General features: G+C 47.2%; 1 protein-coding gene. It reads right to left on the reverse strand.

The annotated features are described in order from the left end of the window. Positions 1-563, reverse strand: a 563-nt coding sequence (locus ACVC5O_RS01400) for a hypothetical protein (protein WP_452219674.1), incomplete at both ends; no start/stop codon positions are given.

Raw genomic sequence — 563 nt, forward strand, 5'->3', positions numbered from 1 at the left:
ACTGAGTAGGTTGCACCTGGAATACCTGAGGTGATTGCGCCTGTTGCGCTATCTAATAGTGCGCCATCGGTTGGTGCTGGTGCTGTCCAAATATATGTTCCGCCTGGTGTGGCTTCTGTGGTGACTAAACCGCCTTCGCAACTTGGTGTGTAACTAAAACTTGAGTCTTCGCTTGGTAGTAGGGTTAAACTAAATGCTGTAGTGGTAGGACAGGCACCATTTGTTGTGTATTCTATTATATAGGTCGCACTTGGTGTTCCCATTGTCACTTCGCCTGTGGCCATATCTATTAATGCGCCATCCGTTACTGGTGTGCTAAAATCGAAACTGCCGCCTGGCGTGACTACCGAACCTGCATCTACTGTGCCGCCTACACAACTTGATGTCATGGTGAAGGTGGAATCGTCTTCTACTGTAGAGGTAACTGTTTCTGTGCTTGTTGCCGAGCAAGCTCCCGATGTTGTATAATCTACTGAATAGGTTGTGTTTGGTAATCCTGCTGTAATTGTTCCTGTAGTTGCATCTATCATAGCGCCATCTGTTGGTGCTGGTGGTGTGAAACT

The organism is Lacinutrix salivirga (genome assembly GCF_053604675.1).